Source organism: Streptomyces sp. NPDC102441 (genome assembly GCF_044765585.1).
GTDB lineage: Bacteria > Actinomycetota > Actinomycetes > Streptomycetales > Streptomycetaceae > Streptomyces.
Genome location: NZ_JBIWKH010000003.1, coordinates 82,518 through 102,171 on the forward strand (window position 1 = coordinate 82,518; position 19,654 = coordinate 102,171).

Here is a 19,654-nt window from a genome sequence, read left to right on the forward strand (position 1 = left end):
AGTACGCCTCCGTGTCGCGATGTGCCACCACGACGCATCGCGCCCCAGTCGCTACACTGATCAGGGACTCACGACCCGAGCCCGCGCATCCAGCAGAGAGCGAGCGGTGATTCCAATGCCGGAGCACGCAGCGAACGGGACGGCGCGGCTCCCCCTCGCCGAACGGCGTAAGGCCGACACCCGACGCGAGATCACCCGCGAAGCGGTCCGGCTCTTCGTCGAGCACGGCTCCGACGGCGTCTCCGCCGAGGAGATCGCCCGCACCGCGGGCATCTCGACCCGTACTTTCTGGCGGTACTTCGCCACCAAGGAGCAGGCCGCCGCCCCGCTGCTCGCGGCCGGACTCGACCAGACCATCGACCACTTCCGCGACCGCCCCGCCGGGGAACCGCTCCTCGAAGCCCTGGGGCGGGCCTCCGTGCACAACAGCACGACGTGGTCCGAGACCTCCACGATGCTCACCCTGGTCCGCCAGGCCAGGGACAGCGCGGAGCTGCGAGCTGTCTGGCTCCAGGTGCACCACGACATCGAACGGCGGCTCGCGGAGGTCATCGCCGAACGTCGCGGCGCCTCGCCTCAGGATCTGCGCAGCCGCCTGCAAGCCGGGATGGCCGTCCTGGCCCTGCGCACCGCCATGGAGGAGTACGCGTGGCAGAGCGAGGGGTCCTCGCCGCGCAGCGGTGCCGAGGTGCTTCAGGAAGCCCTCTCGATCGTGGCGGAGGGCTTCGAGGGAGACGGCTCCCTCGCCTCGTGAGCGGTCCGACCCGCTCACGCGCGGGGCCACCGCCAGGGGCTGAATTCCTGCGTGTGCTCGAAGAGACAATTGTTTGGCTTGCGGCAGCACCTACGACCGACGGCGGAAACTCCGTCCAGGAGGACATGTGAACTGCGGACCGGGGGACGCGAAGCGGGCGACCGGCCTGGCCCCGTTGAGCCTGGACGCGGAGGGCAGCCCGGAGAACGCGCTCGCCCTGATCGAGCTGGATGACCCAGGGGCGCTCGGCCAGGTGCGCGAGCTCAGCCACAACGGCCGGATCCTGGTGGGCGTCGGCCGGGGGCCGCTCCCCGCCCCGGCCGTCGCTCTGCTCCCTACGCTCGACTGCACCCTGCTGGAAGGGTCCGCACCTCAGGGAGCCGACCCCCGGGCCTATGTGCCCGTCGCCGACGCGGACGCCGCCGCCGACCATGTGTCACAGGCCGTACGGGGTGCCCCGCTCGCCGCCCTGACTCTGGCCGGGCTCCTGCGGGTGACCGAGCGACTGCCGGTCTCCGAGGGGCTGGCCGCAGAGTCCGCCGCGTATTCGACGCTACTGGCCGGTCCCGAGTTCGCCGCCTGGCGGACCGCCCGGCCCCGGCGCCCCGTTCCCCCGGCCACCGACCCCGTCCTCGTCCACCGCGACGGCGGACTGTTGCGGATCGAGCTCAACCGGCCTCAGCGGCACAACGCGTTCAGTGCCGCGCTGCGCGACGGCCTCGTGGAGGCGCTGGAGATCGCCCGGCTGGACGACACGGTCACCACCGTCGAACTCCGCGGGCGTGGCCCCTCCTTCTGCAGCGGCGGCGACCTGGACGAGTTCGGCACCGCGTCCGACCCGGCAACCGCACATGTCCTGCGGCTGCGGCAGAGCGCGGGCGCAGCTGTCGACCGCTGCCGCGAAAGGGTGCACGCGCGGCTGCACGGGGCGTGCGTCGGCGCCGGGATCGAGGTGCCGGCGTTCGCCGCGCGGGTCACCGCCCATCCGGATTCCTTCTTCCAACTCCCCGAGGTGTCCATGGGATTGATACCCGGAGCGGGCGGCACGGTCAGCATCAACCACCGGATCGGTCGCTGGCGCACCGCCTGGCTGGCGCTGACCGGCCATCGCGTGGACGCGGAGACGGCACGGGACTGGGGACTGGTGGATCACCTTGCCGACCACGGCTGACGGCCCACTCGCAGGCTGGGCCGCCTGCGGCGGCATGGCACTGACCGGCCGGCCCGACGGACCACCGCTGGCCTCGCCGGGCGATCCGGCCGGTGCCGTGCGGCGGGCTGTGGCCGCGTTCGCGGCCGACACCGGGCTGGATCCCGCCCGGCTGCCAGGGCACGCACTGCTCGGCGAACGGGCCGCACTGGCCGGCTTCGTGCCCCGCGCACCCTGGTCGGCCGGCGGTGCCTTCCGGATCCTGTCCTGCGTGGACGGCCCGATCGGCGTATCGCTGGCCCGCCCGACGGACCTCGAACTGATTCCCGCACTGGTCGAGGCCGAAGACGCCGGTGATCCCTGGACAGCGGTCGCCGCCTGGGCCGCAGAGGAGCGGGCCGCGGATGCCGTGAGCCGCGCTCAACTCCTCGGAATCCCGGCTGCCTCGATACCGGAGACACCGGGCGCAGCCAGGGACGAGCAAGCGGCTCACCGCTCCGCCCTCCCCACGGTGACGGGCGCGCCACGGCGCGACACCGGTCGGCCACCTCTCGTCGTCGATCTCAGCGCCCTGTGGGCGGGCCCCTTGTGTGCGCATCTCCTGGGTCTCGCGGGCGCCCGGGTCGTCAAGGTCGAGAGCCCGGACCGCCCCGACGGCGCCCGCTCGGGCGCCCGCGGCTTCTACGACCTGCTGCACGCCGGACACGCTTCGGTCTGTCTGGACCTGGCCTCGCCCCGGGGCCGGGACGCGTTGCTGCGGCTGGTCGAGCAGGCCGATGTGGTCCTTGAGTCGTCCCGCCCACGCGCCCTGCGCAGGATGGGCGTGTTCGCGGAGGAGACCGTCGCCCGGGGTACGGTCTGGACCAGCATCACGGCGTACGGCCGCACCGGGCCCTGGTCGGAGCGGGTCGGCTTCGGCGACGACGTGGCTGCCGCCGCGGGACTGGTCGTCCACGACCCGGCGACCGGCGAGCCGCTGCCCTGTGGGGACGCCCTGGCCGACCCCCTGACCGGAGTGGCCGCAGCGGCTGCCACCGCCGCCGCCCTGGGCGAGGGCCACGGCCGGCTCATCGACCTCGCGATGCGGGAGGTCGCTCTCTCGGCAGCCGCCGCGCCCGGCCCCGAACCGCACGATGTCAGCCGGCGCCCCGACGGCACCTGGCAGGTGGAGACCGAGCACGCCCGCTTTCCCGTACACGCCCCCCGCGCCCGTAGCCCACACGGCCCGGCGCGCGCACTCGGCGCGGACAATGCCGCGTACCTGGGACACGCGGAATGACCGGCACCGGGATGCTCATCGCGCGGGTGGAACTCGACGGGGCGCTCCGCGACGTCCGCGTCCGGGGAACACACATCGCCGAGGTGAGCCCACGGCTGCGGCCCCGGGACGGGGAGGAGGTCCATGATGCCCGGGGCGGGGCGCTGTTGCCCGGACTGCACGACCACCACATCCACCTGCTCGCGCTGGCCGCCCGCGCGGGCTCGGTCGGCTGCGGACCGCCGGCCGTCACCTGCCTCGACACACTCGCCACCACCCTGCGGGCAGCGGTCCAGGGCCTCCCACCGGGCGGCTGGCTGCGCGGCACCGACTACGCCGAATCGGTCGCCGGCCTCCCGGACCGGCACCTGCTGGACCGGCTGGTCCCGGACCACCCGGTCAGGATCCAGCACCGCGGCGGAGCCCTGTGGATCCTCAACTCACCTGCGCTGCGACGAGTCGCCCATGTACTGGACGACTCCCCCGACGTCGAACGCGACGCCTCCGGAGCCCCCACCGGGCGGCTCTGGCGGTACGGCACCCGGCTGCGCCCCGCCCTGCCGACCGCACCACCCGACCTCCGGCCGGTGGGCGACCGGCTCGCCTCCTACGGCATCACCGGCGTCACCGATGCGACCCCCGATCTCGACACGGGTGCGCTGAAGCTGCTGCGCGACGCGGACGCCTCCGGCGCGCTCCCCCAGTCCCTCCACCTCATGGGGGCGGCCGACGGTGGCACGCCCCACAAGATTCATCTGCGGGACCACGACCTGCCCGCTCTGGACGCACTCGCCGAACAGATCGAGTCCACCCACCGGTCCGGCCGGCCGGTGGCCGTGCACTGCGTGACCCGGGAGTCCCTGATTCTGACCCTCGTGGCGCTCCGGTCGGCCGGCCCGTACGCCGGCGACCGGATCGAGCACGCTGCCGTGGTGCCGCCCGAGGTGTATCCGATGCTGGCCGACTGCGGGGTGCGTGTCGTCACCCAGCCCACGCTCCTCACCGCCAGGGGCGACGACTACCTCCGCGACGTCGATCCTGCGGACCGTGCCCACCTCTACCCGTACGCCTCGCTGCTCGCGCACGGCATCCCGGTGGCGGCATCCAGCGACGCCCCGTACGGCGACCCGGACCCGTGGGCCTCGATGGCCGCTGCGAGCTCCCGCTGCACGCCGTCGGGCCGGATCGTCTCTCCCGCCGAACGGGTCGCCCCCCGCATCGCACTGGACGGGTTCCTGTCGTCTCCGCATGACCCCGGAGGCCCGGTGCGACATGTCGCACCGGGCCTCCGCGCCGATCTGTGTCTGCTGTCCGTCCCCCTCCGCGAAGCCCTGGCCGAGCCCGCGGCGCGACAGGTCGCTCTGGTCCTGCGGAACGGACGGGTCGTCCACCCGCACTGACCGACCTCAGGGGTCAGCGCCCGGTGGGCTCGTGCACCGCGGTGACCTCCATGAGGCGCATCACCGGCATGGGATCGGTCCGCAGGGCGTCCGACATCCGCAGGTCACCTCTCAGCACGGCCTCCTGAAGCCCGTCGACGGCAGCCCGCAGGTCGTCCGCCTCCATCTCGTACAGGGCGACGAACGGTCCGGCCCCGTCGAGGGGAGCGAGCCGCCGCGCCGACACGAAGCCCTCCAGAGCGACCACTTCGGGCAGATGAATCTCTTCGTACCAGGCGTGGTACTCGGCCTCGCGCTCGGGTGCGCTCGGCCATGACTCCACGTACAGCAGGCCCTTGGCCATGAATGGTCTCCTCCCAGCCGGGTGCCGCACACGACGGCTCCGGCACATCGTCAGGCGATCCGGCCGATCAGGGTGCCTACCGCGTAGGTCTCCTCAGTCTTTCCGATGATCTCGACGGTGCCGGAGGCCGGGGCCTCGATCTCGGTCTCCGTCTTGTCGGTGGCCAGGACGTACAACACCTGCCCCTCTTCCACGGTGTCCCCGGAGCTCACCGTCCACTCGGTGATCTCGCCCTCGGTCATCGTCACCCCGAGCTGGGGGATGTGCAGTTCGTGACTCATGTGCGCTGCTTTCTAGGACTTGGTGAGGCTGCGGGCCGCGGCCTCGATACGAACCGCTCCGGGGAGGAACGCGTCCTCCAGTGACTTCGCGTACGGCACGGGGGTGTCCGGCGCGGTTACCCGGAGTACCGGCCCGGCCAGTTCGCCGAACAGCTCCTCCTGGATGATCGCGGCGAGTTCGGCGCCGAAGCCGTTGCGGCGCACGGCCTCGTGCACGACCACCGCGCGCTTCGTCCTGGCGACCGAGCCGAGTACGGTCTCGGTGTCCAGCGGGTTGAGGGTGCGCAGATCCACCACCTCGGCGTCGATGCCGTCGGCCGCCAGTGTCTCGGCGACCGCCAGGCACTCCCCGACCTGCCGTCCATAGGTGAGCAGTGTGATGTCCGAGCCGGCGCGGGCGATGCGGGCCTTGCCGAGCGGGATGCGGTAATCCCCTTCCGGGACCTCTCCCTTGGCGGCGAAGTACAGCTGGCTCATCTCGACGAAAACGCACGGGTCGTCGTCGAAGATGCAGGACAGCAACAGCCCCTTGGCGTCCGCCGGGTTACTGGGCACGACGACCTTCAGCCCGGCGGCGTGCACCAGGGTGGCCTCCAGCATGTCGGAGTGCTGGGCGCCGAACCCGCCGCCGGTACCGGTGGTGGTGCGTACGGTGAGCGGAACGGGTGTGCGTCCCCCGGACATGTAGCGCAGTTTGGCGGCGTGGTTGATGAGCTGGTCCGCGGCGACGTGGATGAAGTTCATCAGCATGATCTCGGCGACCGGCCGCATCCCGGAGATCGCGGCGCCGACCGCCGCGCCCATGATGGCCTGCTCCGAGATCGGGGTGTGGCGGACCCGTGCGGTGCCGTACTTGTTGCCCAGGCCCTTGTGAACGCCGAATCCGCCGCCGCTGGGTTCCTGGATGTCCTCGCCGAGCAGGAAGACCGAGGGGTCCGCGCCGAGTGCGACATCCAGGGCCTCGTTGATGGCCTGCACCTGGCCCATGGTGCGGGTCTTGGGCTGAGTGACCGTCATCGGGCAGCTGCTTCCGGGGAACGGGGCGAGGCGGAGCCTGCCGCTGAAGAGGTGGAGTACACGTCCGTGGTGAGTTCGGCGGTGTCGGGATACTCGGCGGCCAGGGCGAACGCCGCGGCATCCGCGACCTCCTCAGCGGCCTGTTCCTCGATGGCGGCCAGCTCGGCCTCGGTGGCCGTCCCGTCGGCGATCAGCCTGGCGCGGAAGCGCGGCACCGGGTCGGCCTCGATCGCCGCGCGCAGGAGTTCCTTGGGCATGTACTTCTGCTGGTCGCCGATCAGGTGCCCGTTGAAGCGGAAGGTGTTCGCCTCCAGCAGGGTGGGCCCCTCACCCCGCCGGGCCCGCTCGACGGCCCGCCCCGCGGCCTGCCACATGGCGACCGGGTCGTTGCCGTCCACGGTCTCGCCGGGCATGCCGTAGGCGACGGCGCGATCGGCGATCCGTTCCACCGAGGTGCCCTCGCGCAGCGGCGTGTACTCGGCGAACTGGTTGTTCTGGCAGACGAAGACGACGGGGAGCTTCCACACCGAGGCGAGGTTGAGCGCCTCGTGGAACGCCCCGATGTTGGTGGCGCCGTCACCGAAGTTGGTCACCGCCACCTGGTCGGTGCCGCGCAACTGCGACGAAAGCGCGAGCCCGTTGGCGATCGGGATGCCGGAACCGACGACGCCGGTGGTGACCATGAGGCCGTGCTCGGGCGACGTGACGTGCATGGGCCCGCCCTTGCCCTTGCAGGTGCCGGCGGCCTTGCCCAGGTATTCGGCCCACAGCTCACGCATCGGGACCCCCTTGGCGATCTGGTCGTGCAACCCGCGGTAGATGGTGACGACGTAGTCGTCGCGCCGCAGGTGCTGGGCCACGGACACGGCCGCGAACTCCTGACCGCGTGGCGAGTAGTACATGCCGCCGATCTGCCCCGCCTTCATCAGCGAGAGGTACTTCTCGTCGAAGAGCTTGATCCGGGTGGCGTTGGTGAAGAGGTCGAGCAGGATCTTCGCGTCCGGCTCGGGTGGTAGTGCGGTCACGGGGTTTCCTCCTTCTGTCCCCCGGCTGCCGCCGCGGAACGGGCGGCGCGGGCCGCGTGGTCGCCGGCGCGTCGTCCCGAGAAGACGGCGTCGGCCAGGGACAGGCCCGATACATAGCTGTTGCTGCAGATCCCGACCGCGGCCCGGCCCGCCGCGTAGAGGCCGGAGACGGGCGCTCCGCCCTCGTGGACCGTCTCGCCGGTCCGCTCGTCCACGACGAGCCCGCCGAGGGTGATGAAGGGGAGCGGGTAGAAGACGCGGGAAGCGACCGGGGAGATATCCACGGCGTAGTACGGCCCGGCTCCCAGCGCGTGACGGAATTCGTCGCTCTTGCCGTGGGCGTCCGGTTCACCGGCGGCGATGGCCGCGTCGTGTTCGGCGGCTGCCCCTATGAGCCCGGCGGGGTCGATCCGGCAGATGCGGGCGAGCCGCTCCAGCGTGTCCGCCTTACGGTGCCCGAACCGGCTGAACACATAAGCGAGTTGGGGAACCTGGAAAAAGGCGGCCTGGGTGCGGATCTGGGCCCGCGCCTTGCGCCAGGTGGCTGCGTCGGCGATGACGAAGCCACGTCCGCCGCGCTCCTCCATGAGCGGCTTGGTCATCGTCGCACCGTAGAGCTGCTCGTTGGCGAACCGTCGGCCGTCACCGTCCACGACGATGGTCTCCATGAAGGCCGACGGCGGTGCTATGAAGCGCCAGCCCGATATCGAGTCCATCCGGCCGGTGGCGGCCCCGGCCTGGGACCCGAGCTTCACCGCGGAGCCGTTCTCGCCGCCGGGGCCGAGCGCGTTCAGACCGGCGTAACGCGGTGCGTGCTGCCGGATCATTTCCTTGTCGAAGCCGAAGCCTCCGGTGGCCAGTACGACGCCGCCGCGGGCCCGGGCCCGGTACACCTGGGTGTGGCGTCGCCGGGCGACGTCGGAGAGACGGCTCAGCCGGTCGCCCGCCGGCCGGTAGTAGATGGTCATCTTCCCGGCCACTTCGGCGAGTTTCTCGTGCCAGCGGCCCGGTCCCCGGCCCTTTTCCGGAGCCTCGTACTCCACACCGACGACGTGGCCGTCCTCGATGAGGAGCCGGCGCACGTCGGCCAGCGGGCGTACGGTGACGCCCTTGCGGATCGCCGAGTCGCGCAGCCGCGCGAAGAAGACCGCGCCGGTGAAGTTCTTGGCGTGGACCCGGTGGCCGCGGGCCGCGGGTTCGGCCACCGCCCGGGCCTCCGCGGTCAGTTCGTTGCCGGAGTAGTAGAGGTAGTGGCGGTTGGTCGGGTACGACGTCTTGTAGTCGCAGAGACTGCCCTGGAAGGTGAGGTCCTGCTCCCGCAGCCAGTCGATCATCCGGGGGCTTCCCTCGACGAAGGACCGCAGAGTCTCGTCCGAGACGACGCCCTGGGCCTCGTGCTTCAGGTAGGCGAACATCTCGTCGGGAGAGTCGGGGACTCCCGCCTCCCGCTGGACGTCGGTGCCGCCGCCCGCGTAGACGACACCGCCGGAATGGGCGGTGGAGCCGCCCCCGTAGGAGCGTTCCAGAACGAGAACGGAGGCTCCCGCCTCCGCCGCCGCGATGGCGGCACAGGCGCCGGCGCCGCCGAAACCGACGACGATCACGTCGTAGGTCTCGGCCGCCGGCACCCGGTTGGGCTGTTGTGCCATGGGTGTGGTCCTTGGATTACGTCGGCGGTGACACCGCCGGTCAGTGGGGATCCGGGGCACTCTCGTCCGCCGGTTTGACGCCGTTCTTCTCGACGGTGACCTGGCCGGTCACGGTGAGCCGGCAGGCCAGCCGCGTGTGGCGGACGGATCCCCGGCGCCGCTGGGCCAACTGTTTCAGGACGCCTTGTTCTTCGGGACCGGGCGGGTCCGTCACCGGGTGCCCGTCGGTCACCTTGAGTGCGCAGGCGGTGCAGCGGGCCTGGCCGTAGCAGATGGTCGGCCAGGAAAGCCCCGCCCGCAGGGCCGCCTCGAAGACGGTCTCGCCGGCCCGCGGAGTGAGTTCGACCCCCGCGGGCTCGACGCGTACGCGTGCGTCCACGTCATTTCCCGCCGAGGTGGCGGTCGATGGTGCGATGGCTGTTGATGATCATCGCCTCGTACGGCCCGGACATGATCAGCTCGTCGATGCCGGAGCCGCGCACACCCTTCTGCTGGCCGATGACGTTCTGGAAGTCCTCCTGGAAGATCTGCGGCCACTCCTCGACCGGAACAGGCCCCTCCAGCTCGGGACGCTCGGGTTCGCCCGAGTCGGCGCCGGGGATCTGCACCGCCCAGACCTCGAAGACGCAGCTCTCCGGGTCGTCGCCGTTCGGCCGCGACCGATAGATGATGTTGGTGCCGTACCCCGGCAGGAACGTCAGGTTCGGGAAGATGTGCCCGTACCCGGTGGTGTCCGTGGCGGGCGGCGGCAACGGGATGCCCGCCCCCTGGGCGTACGCGTAGAGCGCCTCGAAGAACTTCGCGGGGAACTCGTCATCGGGGATGTCCTTCTCCAGCAGACCCTGCTGGACGAACATCTCCCGCTCCGTCGTGAAGGCGTCGGTGCCGAAGTACAGGGCGTTGTTGTACTGGATGAAGTACTCCGCCTTGGTCATCCCCTTGACAGGGATGTCCCCGCTGGACGAGTGGCGCATGTGGGCGTGGCCCTCTTCGAAGCACTCGAAGTCGCCGGCGAACGCGTCGAGGTCGTAGTCGTCGTCGGCCGCCCCCATGGAGAGCGAGGGGTGGGCCTGCATGACGTGGTAGGCCTCCAGGAACGCCTCCTGCGCCATCTTCCAGTTGCAGGGCAGGATCACATGGCGCCACCAGCGCACGCGCATGCGGTCGAAGCCGACCGGGTCCAGTACCTTCTTGATTCCGCCCAGGTACTCCTCCAGCGGCGACGCCTGCAGGTCCATGTTGATGAAGACCATGCCTCCCCACGTGCCGGTCAGGCATTCGCGCAGCCGCAGGTTGTCCTTGTCCAGGCAGGCGGGGGTGAATCCGCGCTTGGAGGCGTAGACGTAGGAGTTGGAGCCGTCGAGGTTCCAGCGCCAGCCGTGGTAAGGGCAGACGATCTGTCCGCCGTGGAAGGTTCCGGCACCGTTGCCGAGTGCGGTGGCACGGTGCCGACAGGCGTTGTAGTACGCCTTGATCGAGTCCTCGGACTCCCGGATGACCAGAACCGACTCGTCGTTGATTTCGTATTCGATGTAGTCCCCGGTCTCGGGGATGTCTTCGAGCCGACAGGCGACCTGCCAGACGTGCGGCCACAGCTTCTCCTTCTCCAGCCGGGCGAACTCGGCGGAGTAGTAGCGCTGGGCGGGGACCCGCTTCGGGTCGACTATCGCGTGCGGATGTGAGGCCACAGCCTCAAGGTCATGATCGGGTGACACGTCGCTGCCTCCTTTGGCGCAACGTAAGTAATTAACTGGTTGATTACATTAAGAAGCATGCGGGTGCCGGTCAAGAGATGTGCACCACTGAATCGCCGAGGACCTCAGCCGCGCCGGGACAGCACGGACCCGCTCGCGAGCAGCTCCTCCACCTGGCGGATCGCGGCCGCGTGGCGCGCGCGGGGCACGAGCGCGGAGAGGTGCGTCAGGCCCCAGGTGATGGAGGTGAGCATGTCGCTGATCGCCTGCCGGTCCGTGCCCGCGGGAAGCTCACCCCGGCGGATCGCATCGTCGATGAGCCGCTCGTACAGCTTCTCCTCCGCCCGCAGCCGGCCGTCGAGGACCTCCTGAAACTCCGGAATCCGCCCCGACTCCACCCGTGCGGCCTCGCTCAGCCTCGCCGCCGCCGGGTAGTCGCGGACACAGTCGAGTGACTCCTCCAGCAGGGCGATGAAGCGGTCCTGCAGCGTGCCCGGGATATGGGTCGCCCTGTCCAGACGACCGATGACCACATCGACCATCTCCGCGAGGATGGTGCTCACCAGTTGCTGTTTGGCAGGGAAGTACCGATAGATGGCAGCACTCGTCAGACCGGCGCGTTCCGCGATCGCCTTCATGGTCGCGTGGCCGTACCCGACCTCGGCGACATAGTCCATCGCCTCGCCCATGATGCGGCGCCGTGTCTGCTCGCCGTCCGCCCCCGTGGGGCGCCCCCGCCGGGCTGCCTGCACCATCACTTCCGCCCTTCCCTGTACCCCGTCCCGGAGCCATCGTCCCACGCCGTTCCGGCGGGGCGACGATCATGGGGGGCCGCACCGGGCCGCCGGAGCCGCCGCGGGCTCCGGTCAGACCGGGTCGAGGTACGCGTCCGCCGGAGGGGCCACAGGTCCGGTCACGCCTGGAGACGGTACGGGCGGGGAGCGGGCAGCCGGAGAAGAGAGCGGCAGCCGCTCAGGCCTCCCCCGTCTCGGTGGCGGCGTCGACCTCCGCGTCCTCGGCCACCGGCCGGTAGCAGGCGGCGAGCAGCACCGCGGCGGCGGCGCCGCCGAGGCCCAGGGCGGTCAGTGCGGAGCGTGTTCCGCCGCGGCCTCCACGCCCGAACAGCCGGTCGACGGACCAGCGGCCACTGCCCAGCGCCGCCAGAGCCACGGACGCACCGGCGACCACGCCGGTGTACTCCCAGCCGCCCTTGAACACGAAGAATCCCTTGCCCCGGTGGTCCGTTCGCGCCGCCACAGCCATCAGACCGACGGCCGCCGCGGCGGGGAGCGACCCGCCCGCCCCCACGGTCAGAGCCGCGCCGGCCGCGAGTTCGGTGCCGGCCGCCATCCGGGCGTGCACGTGGGCGGGTTCGAGCCCCAGACTGCGGAACCATCCGGCAGTACCGTCGAGCCCACCCGCTCCGGCGGCCTTGTTCCAGCCGTGGGCGATGAGCATCGGCCCGAGAACACTCCGCAGAACGAGCGCAGCGGCGTCCCGCGCACCATCGGACGCACTGTCCGGAGTACCAGATACAGCCATGATCGGTTCAGTTCCTCTCGACATCAGGGGAGACGCGGTCCGGGTCCGGCGAGCCCTTGGGTTCGCACAAGGCCGCGGCCACCGCTCCAGCGACCCAACCTTTTCACGTAATGAACGTTCCTGTCAGAAATCTTGCATTCCCCTGAGCAGTGCGGGCAGACTTCCACAGTCTCACCGACTCACACCTCCCCGACTACAGTGACATGGATGTCAGTCGCTGGTACAGCCAGGGGCCTCGAAAGGAACCACGATGACCTCCAGCCGTTGGGCCGCCCTACTCTGTGCCGACCGGCCGCAAATAGGCATGTGGCTCGCCACCGGCGATCCGTACGTCGCGGAGATCTGCGCGGGCGCCGGACTGGACTGGCTGATGCTGGACATGGAGCACGTCCCCAACGATCTGCGCTCCACGCTGGCGCAGTTGCAGGCGGTGGCCGGCTCTCCGCCCGAGGTCGTCGTCCGGCCCGTCGACGCGGACCCCGCCGGCATCAAGCGACTGCTGGACATCGGCGTGCGCAACCTGATGGTGCCCATGGTGGAGTCGGCCGATGAGGCCGCCGCCATCGTGTCCGCCACCCGTTACCCCCCGGCAGGGATCCGCGGCGTGGGCAGCGCCTTGGCCCGAGCCTCCCGGTGGAACCGGGACACCGACTACCTCACGACGGCCGACGAGCAGGTGACCGTGACCGTGCAGGTCGAATCGTCCGAAGGCATAAGGCAGTTGCCGGAGATCGCCACGGTTCCGGGGGTCGATGCCGTGTTCATCGGGCCGGCCGACCTGGCGGCATCGATGGGGCACCTGGGCGCACCCCAGCATCCGGAGGTGGTGGAGACCGTCGAGAAGGCGCTCGGCGTGATCACCTCGTGCGGGACGGCCGCCGGGGTCAATGCCTTCAACGAGGTCTTCGCCCGTCGCTACATCACCGCCGGAGCCCGCTTCGTCCTGGTGGGAGCCGACGTGACCCTGCTGGCCCGGGGCAGTGAGGATCTGGCTCTCCGTTACGGGTGCACGTCCGAGTCCTGACATGGGCCCCGGGATCCCGCGTGGTGGGCCGCACCCGTCCGGTGAGGCGGGTGCGGCCCACCGCTCACTGCACCGCACCCTCCTTGCGCAACGCGGCGATCTCCTCGGCACCGAATCCGGCCGCGCTCAGCACCGCCTCCGTATCGGCCCCCGCCGCCGGCGGCGGGCAGCCGATCTCGCCGGGAGTCCTGGACAGCCGCGGCGCGGGGTTCGGCTGTACCACGCCGTCCCGCTCCCCGAAGGTGTTCCGGGCGACGTTGTGCTCGTGCGCCGGGGCCTCGTCGAGGGTCAGGACCGGTGCGAAACAGGCGTCGTGGCCGGCGAACCGGGCACACCACTCGTCCCGGGTCCCGGTCCGGAACAACTCCGCCATCCGCGCGCTCAGTTCCGGCCAGCGCGTCTCGTCGCGCGGGTCGTCCCACTCGGGTCCGGTGAGTTCCATGACGTCCCGCAGTCGCGCGTAGAACTGCGGTTCGAGCGCTCCGATCGACACGTGTCGGCCGTCGGCGGTCTCGTAGACGTCGTAGAAGTGCGCTCCGGTGTCGAGGGTGTTGGTGCCCCGCTCAGTGTTCCAGGTGCCGATGGAGCGCTTCCACTGGAGCGTGGTCGTCATGTGCGCCGCCCCGTCGACGATCGCCGCGTCGACGACCTGGCCCTGCCCGGAGCCTCGGGCTTCCAGCAGGGCGGCGACAACGCCGAGGGCGAGGTAGAGGCCGCCGGCGCCGTAGTCACCGAGGAGGTTGACCGGGGGCACGGGGCCCGAGTCCCGCCGGCCGATGGGGTCGAGCGCCCCGGACAGGGCGAGGTAGTTGATGTCGTGGCCGGCGAGATGGGCCTGGGGTCCGCTCTGCCCCCACCCGGTCGCCCTGCCGTAGACGAGGGCGGGCTGCCGGGCGAGACACACCTCGGGGCCGATTCCGAGGCGCTCCATCACACCGGGCCGGAAGCCCTCGATCAGGGCGTCGGACGAGGCGATCAGGCGCAGGACCGCTTCGACGGCCTTCGGGTTCTTGAGATCGACGGCCACCGAACTGCGGCCGCGCTGCACGGGGTTGAGGGCGGTGTCGCCGGACGCCCCCGGAAGGGGTATCCGGTCGATCCTGATGATCTCGGCTCCCAGATCGGCCAGGAGCAGGCCGGCGAAGGGGCCCGGCCCCAGGCCGGCGAATTCGACGAGGCGTGTTCCCCGCAGGGGACCGGGCATGATGACTCCTTGCAAGTGCTGAACAGTACGTTTTCGGGTCTGCCTGAGGGACTGCCGTCAGGCGTCCTGCGGCGCATGCCGACGGCGTCCGCCGAGGACGAGCACCACCACCGCGATCACTCCCCAGGCCAGGAATCCGCCCCAGGCCACCGACTTGTAGCCGAGCGCCTCCAGGACCGCCGCGATGGTGAAAGGGGCCAGGACGTTGGTCATCCGGCCCACGGAGTAACCGAAGCCGGTGCCCCGGGCGCGCAGAGGCGTCGGGAAACACTCGGCGACGAAGGTGTTGACCAGAGCGGTGTTGATACCCACGGTGAACTGCACGGTCGCGCCGGCGAGAACGATGACGGTGTGGTTGCCCGACAGCCCGAACACGGCGATGGACACGGCCGCGACGGAGGCGAAGACGATGATCCCGGCCCGGCGGGGCAGGCGGTCGCCGATCAGCATCGCGAGCACCGAGCCGAGCAGCGCGCCGATGAGGACCATGGACTGCATGGAGAGCGACTCCCCGACGGTGAATCCCCGCAGGTTGAGGACGATCGGGCTCCAGGTGTTCATCAGCTGCTGGCCGACGGAGAAGCCGACCCAGACGACCACGGACATCACCACGGAGACCAGCAGCTTGCCCCGGAAGAGCGATCCGGTGCCGCCGGCCGGGGCGACGGCGGCCTTCCGGGCCTTCACGGGAAGCACGGGCGGCGGGAGCGGGGCGCCACGCCGGGCCTCCGCCTCGTCCTCCAGCTTCCGTACGATCGCGTCGGCCTCGTCATCCCTGCCCTGCGCGGACAGCCAGCGCGGGGACTCGGGAAGCTTGCGGAACAGAGGGACCGCGGCCAGGCCGATCAGCCCCATGAGGAAGATGAGACGCCAGCCGTTCTCACTCCCTGGCACCACGCTCTCTCCCAGGTGGGTGAGTCCGATGTTCCCCACGGTGCCGCAGCCGACGCCCATCCCGATCACCATGGCACGCCGCCGGGCGGGTATCACCTCGGAGATGTAAACGATCAAGGTGATGTAGGTGACTCCGAGCCCGATGCCGGCGAGAAGCCGCATACCCACGAACATGACCAGGCCGGTGGACGCGGCACTGAGGCCGGAGAAGACCGCCATCGCCCCCATCCCCCAGCTCAGCATTGCACGTCGGCCGAACCGGTCGCCCTGGCCCGCCACCAGGGAGCCGACCAGCAGGCCGAGGTACATCGAGGAGACGGCGAACGCCACTCCGGTGAGATTCGTGCCGAAGTGCTCCCTGATCGTGCTCGCGGTGATTCCCATCGCGCCCTGGTCGCCGATCTCGAAGACGAAGGCGATACACGAGCAGACGATGACCAGGGTGCGGAACCGGCCATGCGGAAGTCGGTCGAGACGGGCGCCGATCATCTCTCGGAGCGGAGGCGGAGGCGGGGAGACGCTGGGGGTGACTTCGGGTGTCGACGTCATTCTCGTTCCATTCCTGCTGGACGCGGCGGGAGAGAGAGGTCCTGATGCGCTGCCCGGGGAACACGGAGATGGCTCCGACCGCGGCGCCTGCCACCGGAGTCCTACGGTCGGCCACTCCGGGGCGATTGGGATACAGAGCGACAGATTGGCGAAGCGCGAGAAACGTAACTGAGCATCGGGACGCTGACAACCCTCTGCACCCCACGAAGAACTGCCCGGTCAGCGACTGATCTATCAGGTGCGGCACAATCTATTTCTAATGACGGAAGCGTCAGATATTCTCGATCTCCAGCGCACCGACACAGCGGGAGACTCCATGGCAACGCTTGCAGCCAACGCGGACCACCAGAGCTTGGCGGCCGTCGCCCGCTCGTTCCTGGAGGCCAGGGGCGGTACGGCCCTCGCACGGACCGCGGCGGACGCCGAGCGGGAGACGCTGCCCTCCTACTGGCCGGAACTCGACGATCTGGGCTGGCTGGGGCTGCACCTGCCCGAGGAATACGGAGGTCAGGGCTTCGGCCTCGCCGAAACGGCCGTCGTACTGGAGGAGTTCGGGCGGGTTGTCGCCCCCGGGCCCTTCCTGCCCACCGTCGTCGCTTCGGCCGTCATCGCCCGGGCCGGCACCGCCGAACAGCGTCGGCGATGGCTTCCGGCACTCGCCTCCGGCGCCCTGGTCGCCGCCGTCGGACTCGCCGACGGCCTCACCCACGAAGGCGGGCATGCCGACGGCGAGGTGCCCGCAGTGCTCGGCGCCCCCGTGGCCGGCCTGCTGCTCCTCGCCTCCGGCGACGACCTCCTCGTGCTGGAACACAACGCCCGCGGCCTCGTCCTCACCACGGGCTCCGACCTCGACCCCGCTCACCGCGTCGCCACGGTGCGATGCACCGACGTCGCCGTCGACGACGCCGGTGTGCTGCCCGGCGCGCGGCCCGTCGCGCTGGCGGCGGCCCGCGCGCTGGCGGCCGCGGAGGCCGGCGGGATCGCCGACGCCTGTACGCTGCGCGCCCGCGACCACGCACTCGCCCGGCAGCAGTTCGGCCGGCCCGTCGGGTCCTTCCAGGCCATCAAGCACCACTGCGCGAACATGCTCGTGGACGCCGAGCTGGCGACAGCGGCCGCCTGGGGAGCCGTCGGCCGCCACGATTCCCGGGCGGAGCGGTCCGCCGGGGTGGCCGCCGCCCAGGCACTGCCCGCTGCCGTGCGCTGCGCCCAGCTCGGCATCCAGATCCACGGCGCCCTCGGGTACACCTGGGAACACGAATCCCACCTCTTCCTCAAGCGGGCCCTCGCCCTCGTCACCCTGTTCGGCGGCGGCGCGGCGGCCGAGGTGGCCGGTACGAGCCCGGACGGTGTCGGCGAACTGCCCGCCCTCGACCTTCCGGCGGAGGAGACGGGCTTCCGCGAGGCGGCGCGCTCCTTCCGCGCACGGCTGGAGGAACTCCCGGCGCCCGAGCGGCCGGCCGCCCTCGTCGAGTCCGGGTACGCCGTGCCGCACTGGCCGAAGCCCTTCGGCCGGGACGCCGGGCCCGTGGAACAGCTGGTCATCGAGGAGGAGCTGCCCGGGGTGCGCCGCCCGGACCTCGGTATCGGCAGCTGGATCCTGCCGACTCTGATCCAGCACGGCACGCCCGGCCAGCTGGAACGCTGGGTGCGGCCCGCCCTGCGCGAGGAGCTGCGCTTCTGCCAGCTGTTCAGCGAGCCGGGCGCCGGCTCCGACGCGGCCTCTCTGCGGACCCGGGCACGACGGACGGACGGGGGCTGGCTGGTCGACGGGCAGAAGACCTGGACGAGCGACGCGCACCGCAGCCACCGCGGGCTGCTCACGGTGCGCACGGACCCGGACGCGCCCAAGCACGCCGGGGTGTCGATGATGGTCGTCGACCTCGCCGCACCCGGTGTCCTGGTCCGGCCCGTGCGTGATCTGACCGGCGGGTGTGTGTTCAACGAGGTGTTTCTCGACGACGTGTTCGTGCCCGACGAGGATGTGGTGGGCGAGGCGGGCGCGGGCTGGGCCGTTGCCCGGGCAACCATCGGCAACGAGCGCGTGAGCATCGGCACCGGCCTCGGGGGCACCTCGCTGGACGCCGCCGCGCTGGCTGCCCTGTCACAGCGGCACGGGGCCACGGGCGGGCCGCTGTGGCAGCGGGTGGGCGAGCTGATCGCCGAGGAGGAGGCCATGGCCCTGCTCAACCTGAAGCACGCGCAGACCCTGGTGTCCGGGCTCAAGAACGGCACCGACGGGAATGTCGGCAAACTCCTGTCCGCCGAGCACGCCCAGCGGATCACCGAACTGGCCCTCGCCCTCGCGGGTCCCGCCGCCGTGGGCGGCGGCGAGCCCGAGGTGGTGCACAACCTGCTCTACAGCAGGGGCCTGTCCATCGGCGGTGGTACGTCGGAGATCAGCCGCAACCAGATCGCCGAGCGGGTACTGCGGCTGCCGCGCGAGCGGTACTGAGAGCTCTTCCGGGGCACGGGCGGGGCAGAACCTCAGCCCTGCCTGTGCCCGTTCAGCAGTCCGCGTTCGATGAGCCAGGTCAGCAGCTCGACGACCTCCCGCCGACGTTCCGGCGTGGTCTCGTCGGTCAGCCCGTCCAGGCTGCGTTCGAGCAGGGCGTGCAGGAGCAGGACACCCGTGGTCGTGTTGAAGGGATGGTCCCGCTCGGCCACGTTCAGAACCGTCGCGAAGGCCAGCCCCGCTCTGCGCCCGATCTCGGCGCCGATGGCCCGCACCTGATCGTCGAGCGGCTGGTCCTCCAGCCAGACCCGCAGCAGGCCGATGTAGCGGACACGGGTGTGGTCGTACCTGCCCATCCACTCCAGGAGGGCCCCGTGGTCGCCGGGGCTCAGTGCGGCGAACTCCTCGACCAGGGGCGGCAGGACGCCCCACGCCTCCTCCGCGATTGCGGACAGCGCGTCGGACTTGTCGGTGAAGTACTTGTAGAAGGTGCCCCTGGCCACGCCGGCTTCCCGCACCACGTCGTCGACGGTCGCCATGTGGTAGCCGTACTCGCCGAACACCCGGCAGGCCGCGCCGAGGAGTCGCTCCACCGTGCCACGGGCCCGGACACTGAGCCCGGCGAACCGGTCAGGGAACTCCGGCGTGTACGGGCCGGGCCAGCTGACGACGCCCACGCTCTCGCCGACGTCCAGATCGATGGAGCCGAAGACCGCCGCCGGAGTCTCGGGGAAGAGCGCCAGCTGCACGTGGATGGCGAGTCCGTCCAGCAGCTGCTGATCGGTCAGGCCGGGGACCGCGCCGCGGTAGCGGTAGTAGTTGAAGCGATGCACAGCGACCAGCAGGATGGTGCCCACGTCGACCAGGTCGACACCGGTCACCCCCGCGTCGGTCAGTCGCTTGGCCACGCGGTGGGAGTAGATGTCGGAGAAGGTCTCCACCTGCGGGCGGACGCCGGCGCTCACGGTCGCCACCCGCTCCCACTGCGCGAACATCGTGGCGTACTTGGTGAAGACCCAGGCCCACTCCCCCAGCCACCAGTGCAGGTTGTCGAAGCCCTGCTCCGTCGGGCCGAGGGGGCCGAGTCTGCGCACGACGCGCTGCAACGCCGCGCCGCACTCCTCCATCAGCTCCTGGAAGATCTCGTCCTTGCTCGCGAAGTACTGGTAGAGCGTCGCCCGCGACACCCCCGCCCGTTCGGCGATCTCGTCGACGAGCGTCTCGTGGAAACCCTTGTCCTCGAAAAGCAGGAGCGTCTCGTCGATGATGCGCTGGCGAGTGCGGGCCCCCTTACGCCCGATCTGCGGACTGTTGGGGCCGTAGCTGGCTCTGCGAAGCGTTTCATCTGATGACACAGACGTCAGTGTACGACGCTGCTACCCATGTGATCGGCCATATGGACCGTTGGCGTTACA

Annotated in this window: 18 protein-coding genes; 6 read left to right on the plus strand and 12 right to left on the minus strand. The window is 70.7% G+C overall.

Annotation, left to right across the window (positions count from 1 at the left end; all coding sequences use genetic code 11):
* Nucleotides 1–115: 115 nt before the first annotated feature.
* From ACIREO_RS06610 to ACIREO_RS06625, 4 genes are all read left to right on the plus strand, one after another.
* The gene (locus ACIREO_RS06610; RefSeq protein WP_404105960.1) at nt 116–754 is read left to right on the plus strand and encodes a TetR family transcriptional regulator; all 639 of its coding nucleotides are present in this window, start codon (nt 116–118) and stop codon (nt 752–754) included.
* A 127-nt stretch (nt 755–881) separates the two neighbouring features.
* Complete coding sequence (locus ACIREO_RS06615) at nt 882–1,925, plus strand: enoyl-CoA hydratase/isomerase family protein (protein WP_404105963.1); 1,044 nt, start codon at nt 882–884, stop codon at nt 1,923–1,925.
* A complete protein-coding gene (locus ACIREO_RS06620; RefSeq protein ID WP_404105966.1) occupies nt 1,909–3,183 on the plus strand; it encodes a CoA transferase in 1,275 nt (424 codons plus the stop codon). Before ACIREO_RS06615 ends, ACIREO_RS06620 begins: the two co-directional genes overlap by 17 nt.
* Nucleotides 3,180–4,562 carry an amidohydrolase family protein gene (locus ACIREO_RS06625; protein WP_404105968.1) on the plus strand — a complete coding sequence of 461 codons (1,383 nt, stop codon included), beginning with the start codon at nt 3,180–3,182 and terminating at the stop codon, nt 4,560–4,562. Before ACIREO_RS06620 ends, ACIREO_RS06625 begins: the two co-directional genes overlap by 4 nt.
* Nucleotides 4,563–4,575: 13 nt before the next feature.
* Here the strand turns inward: ACIREO_RS06625 and ACIREO_RS06630 are convergent, their stop codons facing one another.
* The 9 genes from ACIREO_RS06630 to ACIREO_RS06670 all read right to left on the minus strand — a co-directional run bounded on the left by ACIREO_RS06630 (nt 4,576) and on the right by ACIREO_RS06670 (nt 12,113).
* Entirely contained in the window at nt 4,576–4,905 is a 330-nt protein-coding gene (locus ACIREO_RS06630) for a hypothetical protein (protein WP_404105971.1), read from the minus strand.
* A gap of 50 nt (nt 4,906–4,955) precedes the next feature.
* Complete coding sequence (locus ACIREO_RS06635) at nt 4,956–5,186, minus strand: biotin/lipoyl-containing protein (RefSeq protein WP_404105974.1); 231 nt, start codon at nt 5,184–5,186, stop codon at nt 4,956–4,958.
* Between the two features lie 12 nt (nt 5,187–5,198).
* Nucleotides 5,199–6,203 carry an alpha-ketoacid dehydrogenase subunit beta gene (locus tag ACIREO_RS06640; RefSeq protein ID WP_404105977.1) on the minus strand — a complete coding sequence of 335 codons (1,005 nt, stop codon included), beginning with the start codon at nt 6,201–6,203 and terminating at the stop codon, nt 5,199–5,201.
* Entirely contained in the window at nt 6,200–7,228 is a 1,029-nt protein-coding gene (locus tag ACIREO_RS06645; RefSeq protein ID WP_404105980.1) for a thiamine pyrophosphate-dependent dehydrogenase E1 component subunit alpha, read from the minus strand. Before ACIREO_RS06645 ends, ACIREO_RS06640 begins: the two co-directional genes overlap by 4 nt.
* Nucleotides 7,225–8,877, minus strand: a complete 1,653-nt coding sequence (locus ACIREO_RS06650) for an FAD-binding protein (protein WP_404105983.1) — start codon at nt 8,875–8,877, stop codon at nt 7,225–7,227. The genes ACIREO_RS06645 and ACIREO_RS06650 overlap by 4 nt, the downstream gene beginning before the upstream one ends.
* 40 nt (nt 8,878–8,917) lie before the next feature.
* A complete protein-coding gene (locus tag ACIREO_RS06655; RefSeq protein WP_404105986.1) occupies nt 8,918–9,256 on the minus strand; it encodes a 2Fe-2S iron-sulfur cluster-binding protein in 339 nt (112 codons plus the stop codon).
* Nucleotide 9,257: 1 nt separating this feature from the next.
* Nucleotides 9,258–10,592: an SRPBCC family protein gene (locus ACIREO_RS06660; RefSeq protein WP_404105989.1), complete on the minus strand. Its 1,335-nt coding sequence runs from the start codon at nt 10,590–10,592 to the stop codon at nt 9,258–9,260.
* A gap of 104 nt (nt 10,593–10,696) precedes the next feature.
* Nucleotides 10,697–11,326, minus strand: a complete 630-nt coding sequence (locus ACIREO_RS06665; protein WP_404105992.1) for a TetR/AcrR family transcriptional regulator — start codon at nt 11,324–11,326, stop codon at nt 10,697–10,699.
* 217 nt (nt 11,327–11,543) lie between these two features.
* Nucleotides 11,544–12,113: a DoxX family protein gene (locus ACIREO_RS06670; protein ID WP_404105995.1), complete on the minus strand. Its 570-nt coding sequence runs from the start codon at nt 12,111–12,113 to the stop codon at nt 11,544–11,546.
* 250 nt (nt 12,114–12,363) lie between these two features.
* Between ACIREO_RS06670 and ACIREO_RS06675 the strand changes: the two genes are divergently transcribed.
* Nucleotides 12,364–13,137, plus strand: a complete 774-nt coding sequence (locus ACIREO_RS06675) for an aldolase/citrate lyase family protein (RefSeq protein WP_404105998.1) — start codon at nt 12,364–12,366, stop codon at nt 13,135–13,137.
* Nucleotides 13,138–13,201: 64 nt separating this feature from the next.
* Here ACIREO_RS06675 and ACIREO_RS06680 read toward each other — a convergent pair whose 3' ends face one another.
* Nucleotides 13,202–14,341 carry a CaiB/BaiF CoA transferase family protein gene (locus tag ACIREO_RS06680; protein WP_404106000.1) on the minus strand — a complete coding sequence of 380 codons (1,140 nt, stop codon included), beginning with the start codon at nt 14,339–14,341 and terminating at the stop codon, nt 13,202–13,204.
* A 57-nt stretch (nt 14,342–14,398) separates the two neighbouring features.
* The gene (locus ACIREO_RS06685; RefSeq protein ID WP_404106003.1) at nt 14,399–15,784 is read right to left on the minus strand and encodes an MFS transporter; all 1,386 of its coding nucleotides are present in this window, start codon (nt 15,782–15,784) and stop codon (nt 14,399–14,401) included.
* A gap of 316 nt (nt 15,785–16,100) precedes the next feature.
* On the opposite strand from ACIREO_RS06685, the gene ACIREO_RS06690 reads away from it, so the two are divergent.
* Nucleotides 16,101–18,239: an acyl-CoA dehydrogenase gene (locus ACIREO_RS06690; RefSeq protein WP_404106005.1), complete on the plus strand. Its 2,139-nt coding sequence runs from the start codon at nt 16,101–16,103 to the stop codon at nt 18,237–18,239.
* A gap of 32 nt (nt 18,240–18,271) precedes the next feature.
* On the opposite strand, the gene ACIREO_RS06695 is transcribed toward ACIREO_RS06690, so the two are convergent.
* The gene (locus ACIREO_RS06695; RefSeq protein ID WP_404106008.1) at nt 18,272–19,594 is read right to left on the minus strand and encodes a TetR/AcrR family transcriptional regulator; all 1,323 of its coding nucleotides are present in this window, start codon (nt 19,592–19,594) and stop codon (nt 18,272–18,274) included.
* Nucleotides 19,595–19,654 lie beyond the last annotated feature (60 nt).

What these genes read in the sequence shown, in the direction of transcription:
- ACIREO_RS06610 (WP_404105960.1), top strand. Translation starts at nt 116, where the DNA reads ATGCCGGAGCACGCAGCGAACGGGACGGCGCGGCTCCCCCTCGCCGAA.
- ACIREO_RS06675 (WP_404105998.1), top strand. Translation starts at nt 12,364, where the DNA reads ATGACCTCCAGCCGTTGGGCCGCCCTACTCTGTGCCGACCGGCCGCAA.
- ACIREO_RS06650 (WP_404105983.1), bottom strand. Translation starts at nt 8,877, where the DNA reads ATGGCACAACAGCCCAACCGGGTGCCGGCGGCCGAGACCTACGACGTG.
- ACIREO_RS06630 (WP_404105971.1), bottom strand. Translation starts at nt 4,905, where the DNA reads ATGGCCAAGGGCCTGCTGTACGTGGAGTCATGGCCGAGCGCACCCGAG.
- ACIREO_RS06685 (WP_404106003.1), bottom strand. Translation starts at nt 15,784, where the DNA reads ATGACGTCGACACCCGAAGTCACCCCCAGCGTCTCCCCGCCTCCGCCT.
- ACIREO_RS06690 (WP_404106005.1), top strand. Translation starts at nt 16,101, where the DNA reads ATGGCAACGCTTGCAGCCAACGCGGACCACCAGAGCTTGGCGGCCGTC.
- ACIREO_RS06640 (WP_404105977.1), bottom strand. Translation starts at nt 6,203, where the DNA reads ATGACGGTCACTCAGCCCAAGACCCGCACCATGGGCCAGGTGCAGGCC.
- ACIREO_RS06635 (WP_404105974.1), bottom strand. Translation starts at nt 5,186, where the DNA reads ATGAGTCACGAACTGCACATCCCCCAGCTCGGGGTGACGATGACCGAG.
- ACIREO_RS06625 (WP_404105968.1), top strand. Translation starts at nt 3,180, where the DNA reads ATGACCGGCACCGGGATGCTCATCGCGCGGGTGGAACTCGACGGGGCG.
- ACIREO_RS06680 (WP_404106000.1), bottom strand. Translation starts at nt 14,341, where the DNA reads ATGCCCGGTCCCCTGCGGGGAACACGCCTCGTCGAATTCGCCGGCCTG.
- ACIREO_RS06670 (WP_404105995.1), bottom strand. Translation starts at nt 12,113, where the DNA reads ATGGCTGTATCTGGTACTCCGGACAGTGCGTCCGATGGTGCGCGGGAC.
- ACIREO_RS06665 (WP_404105992.1), bottom strand. Translation starts at nt 11,326, where the DNA reads ATGGTGCAGGCAGCCCGGCGGGGGCGCCCCACGGGGGCGGACGGCGAG.